This window comes from Actinoplanes sp. ATCC 53533 (genome assembly GCF_003947245.1).
Genome location: NZ_QHHV01000338.1, coordinates 1 through 3687 on the forward strand (window position 1 = coordinate 1; position 3687 = coordinate 3687).

Consider the following 3687-nt stretch of genomic DNA (forward strand, 5'->3'; position numbering starts at 1 on the left):
GCTCGCAATCGCCGCGCAGTTCCAGCAGACCAGGTCGGCGCCGGGCGCGTTGCCCAGGCTCACGCTGATCCAGGCTCCCTTGTACAGGCGCTGCAAATCCAGGACACGCAGCGCGATCGCGGTGTCGTGGGCAGACGTGCTGCCACCGCCGTTCGTGCTCGGGCCGAGCTCGCGGGTCAAACTCAAGGACGCGGTAGCGTTGCCACCGGTCGGCGGCCGGTTCTTCGACGTGCTGGGCGTGCCGCAGGTGCCGCCCGGCCCGGGCGTGCAGCCTGGTTCGTCAGGGTCCATCCGCGTGCCAGTCGGGTCGGCGAAGGTGACCGGGCTGCTGTTGGAGTACGAGTAACCGTTCCACTGCTGCGGATCCGTCATGTCCTGAATCGGGTCCACCGAGATGAACCGGCCGATCCCCGCGTCGTACTCCCGGGCACCGAGATGGGTCAACCCGCCCGGATCCGCCGTACCGCCGACGAAGCCCTTGCTGCACCCTCGGACGTAGGGATGCAGGAGACCTCCGCCACGTCTTCCCAGGCGTCGCTGACCGGCCGCGCCTGCACGTGGTTTCAATGGTGACGTCGACCGAGCCGGTATGCAGGCCGGCAACCAGGAAAGTAGGTTGGAGCGGCGGCGCCACACAGGCCGTTGACTTGACCCTCGAAACCTCCTCCTGACTGAGAGACCACGACGCCCACCCCCACCCCACCTGAATCCTTACTGACCAGGGTCTGAGGTCGTCGTTCTCCGCTGCCAGCGTCGAATCCACGGCAGAAAGACCGAGTCCGGCGTCCACTTCTCGATGTCAGCGATCGCCTCCTCGAACTCGGCCTGCGGGCCGGAGTCGACCAGCAGGATGGCAATCGCCGCCGAGATCGGGCACACCCCCGGCAGGCGGGCGCCCGTTCGCAGCTTGTCGAGAAACGTCTCGCGGTCCAACAGTTCCTGATAGGAGGCCAGGAAACCGGGCAGCATCCCCCGCAGCGTCTCACCGCACAACCGCGCCGATTCCACCGAGTCGAACGTCCAGCGCAGTCCCTGCGGCGGGGGCAACCTGCCAGTGACCACCCCGTCCGACGCGTACGCCGGCTCCTCCACCGGTTCGAGCGAATCAGCCATGTAGTACTGCCACGCCGGCGGTACCAGTGCTGCGGCGACGGTGCACTCGTATCGGACGTGGGTGCTGTTCGACGCCTGGAACTCCACCACCACGACCGTGCCGTCCTCACCCAGACACCGGTACACCCGGCGCTCCCGGGAAAAGCCACGCTCAGCCATCATCGGGTCGATGTACTCACCGAAGAAGACCTTGACGCCCGCTTGCTTTTCCTTCGTCGACATGTTCCCCACTCTACGATTCTGTACTCTGGCCGTGCTGGCTAGCCCATCGCGGGGGCGGCGGCGCCGCCGAGCGCGAAGCCGCCGAGAACTATCCCGCAGATCCCGCCGCTGGCTACCACGCATGCGCCCGCGGCGATACCGATGACCAGGCCGGAGGCCACCGCCCAGATCATGCCGTCCGTGCTCAAGGACGGCCCGGCCAGACCGCCGTGGGGTGCGCTGGTCACCGGGCAGACACCGGGGCAGGGTCCGTGCACCGGCCGGGGAACGCCAAGGCGTACGGGGTCCGGCTTGGTGACAGGATTGCCGATCGGCACCGGCACCGGTACGCGTTCGGGGGCCAGCACGGGGCGTGGACGTGGCGAGTCGAACTCGTCGTAGAGGACCGAACCGGGGCTCGACCCGTTGTAGACGCGAAGCATCTCACCGGGATGCGGGCCCGGCGTTACCACGCCTGTGGGCGGAATTGGCAGGTTGAAACCTGGTCGGATCGTATACGTCGGGAACATCCGCTTGAGGTGCGGAATGTATTTGTTGATGCTTACGGTGGCGGCCTTCGAGCCGTTGGGTCGAATAGCCCCTTTCTTGACCTCCCAGACATAGACGATGCCGGCGTCCTTGTCCACGTAAACGATGTCTGCGCGCGGCGGGTACCTTCCCGTCCTCAGGGTGAAGTCGTTGTCGGACACATCGTTGGGGTCCCCGCCGCGACTGGCCACGTCGGCCTTGATGATGGCGACCGCGACATCCCGCGCGCGGTTGTGCCGGCTGGTGTGGTCCTTGCGATGCCGCTGCTTGGCCAGTTCCTGAGTCCACTCGCCCCCGGTCATCTCGGGTGGCCGCAGTCCGGTGGGGTCGCTGAAGGTGACCGGGTTGGATCGCGCGTAGGTATATCCGTGCATCTGCTGGGGGTCGGTCAGATCCATGATCGGATCCAGGCTGATGAAACGTCCCAGTGCCGTGTCGTATTCGCGGGCGCCGAGGTGGATCAGGCCGGTGTTGTCGATCGCCCCACCCACGTACCCTCTGGCGTTGGGCCAGGCCGGCTTCGTGCCGCGGGCGGTGCCGAATGGGCTCTGCCGGCGCACGACGGCCTGCTGGGTGGTCGAGTTGATGGCGATCAGGGAGGTTCCCTGGTGATCGCCGGTCAGCCAGCTCAGGCCTGCCGCCGTCCGGGAGGCGATTCCCTGGTCGCCGACGGTGTAGAAGCGGGTGCAGCTTCGGACGGCGGTGGCGGTGGTGAAGCGGATCTCCTGGCCCGGCAGGTAGAGGGTCTTGCCGGTGGGGTCGCGCTGGACCAGGCGGTTTCCGTCGGCGTCGTATATGTAGCTTGTGGTGCCGGTGCTGTCCGCAACGCTCGCCAGGCTGCCCTCGGGATTCCAGGTCAGCGTCTGGGTGCCGGCGGACGCGGTGGGCCGGGTCTGTGTGTTGCCTGCGGGGTCGTAACCGTAAGCGGCGGTCGTCGTGGTGCCACCGGCCACCGTCGACGTGCCGGTAAGGGTGTGTGGCTTGGCCGTCTGGGCGTCCGGGTAGGTGTAAGTGGTGCTGCGCTCCCCGCCGGCTGCCGCATGGTCAACCTGCGTCTTGCGGTTGCCGATGGTGTCGTAGGTCCAGCTCAGCCAGTAGGCCGCGGGTCCGCCCAGCGTGGCGGTGGCCGGCGCGGCGTTGCAGTCGCCGTTGCCCGGAGTCCATGCCTCGGTCAGCCGGCGCTGCCAGTCGTGCCGGAAACACTGGTTGTCCGCCCCACCGCTCGCCGCCGGATCGGCGACGCTCGTAATGTTGCCGGCCTTGTCGTAGCCATATCTGATGTCGGCCACGGTGAACGGCGACACCAGCTCCCGGCTGCTCTTGACTCCGGTCAGCCTGCCGGTCTCGAGCTCGCGGGAGAAGGACTGGAAGACACGACTGCCCGTGTTGGAGTAGAGGCCGGTGTACAGCTCACGCTGATCGACCAGGCCCAGCGCGTTGTAGTCGGTATCCGCCACATAGCTGAACTCGGTGGTGCCGTACACCGTGGTCAGCCGGTTGGCCAGCCCCAGCGTCTCGTCGTAGTGGTTGGTCAGGGTCTCCGTGGGCAGGTCGGCACTGACCGGGAACGTCGAGGAACGCACGCTTCCGTCGACGGCATAGCTGCTCTGGAAGGAGTAACTGCCGTTCAGCCCCGTCTCGGCAGTGGGCACGGTGACGGTCTGACCTGTCGGGCGGTAGCCGTCGTCGTAGCCGTCGACCTTGACGGTGTAGGCGGCCGTGCCCTCATACCGCACCGATTGGGTCAGCTGTCCCTTGGCGACCGTGTCATAGGTCCACCGGGCGCGAGGGGAGGCCGAGAGTTGGTTCTCGAAGATCGCGGTC

2 protein-coding genes and 1 pseudogene are annotated in these 3687 nt (G+C 67.1%); all 3 read right to left on the reverse strand.

All coding sequences use genetic code 11. The annotated features are described in order from the left end of the window. Nucleotides 1-297: 297 nt before the first annotated feature. Nucleotides 298-483: pseudogene (locus DMB66_RS66390) on the reverse strand (RHS repeat-associated core domain-containing protein); the annotation flags it as partial. Nucleotides 484-711: 228 nt separating this feature from the next. Beyond that, the gene (locus DMB66_RS56395; protein WP_125812233.1) at nt 712-1335 is read right to left on the reverse strand and encodes a hypothetical protein; all 624 of its coding nucleotides are present in this window, start codon (nt 1333-1335) and stop codon (nt 712-714) included. Between the two features lie 38 nt (nt 1336-1373). Then, nucleotides 1374-3687 (reverse strand): RHS repeat-associated core domain-containing protein (locus tag DMB66_RS56400; protein ID WP_148112902.1); only part of this gene is annotated, 2314 nt, incomplete at its 5' end.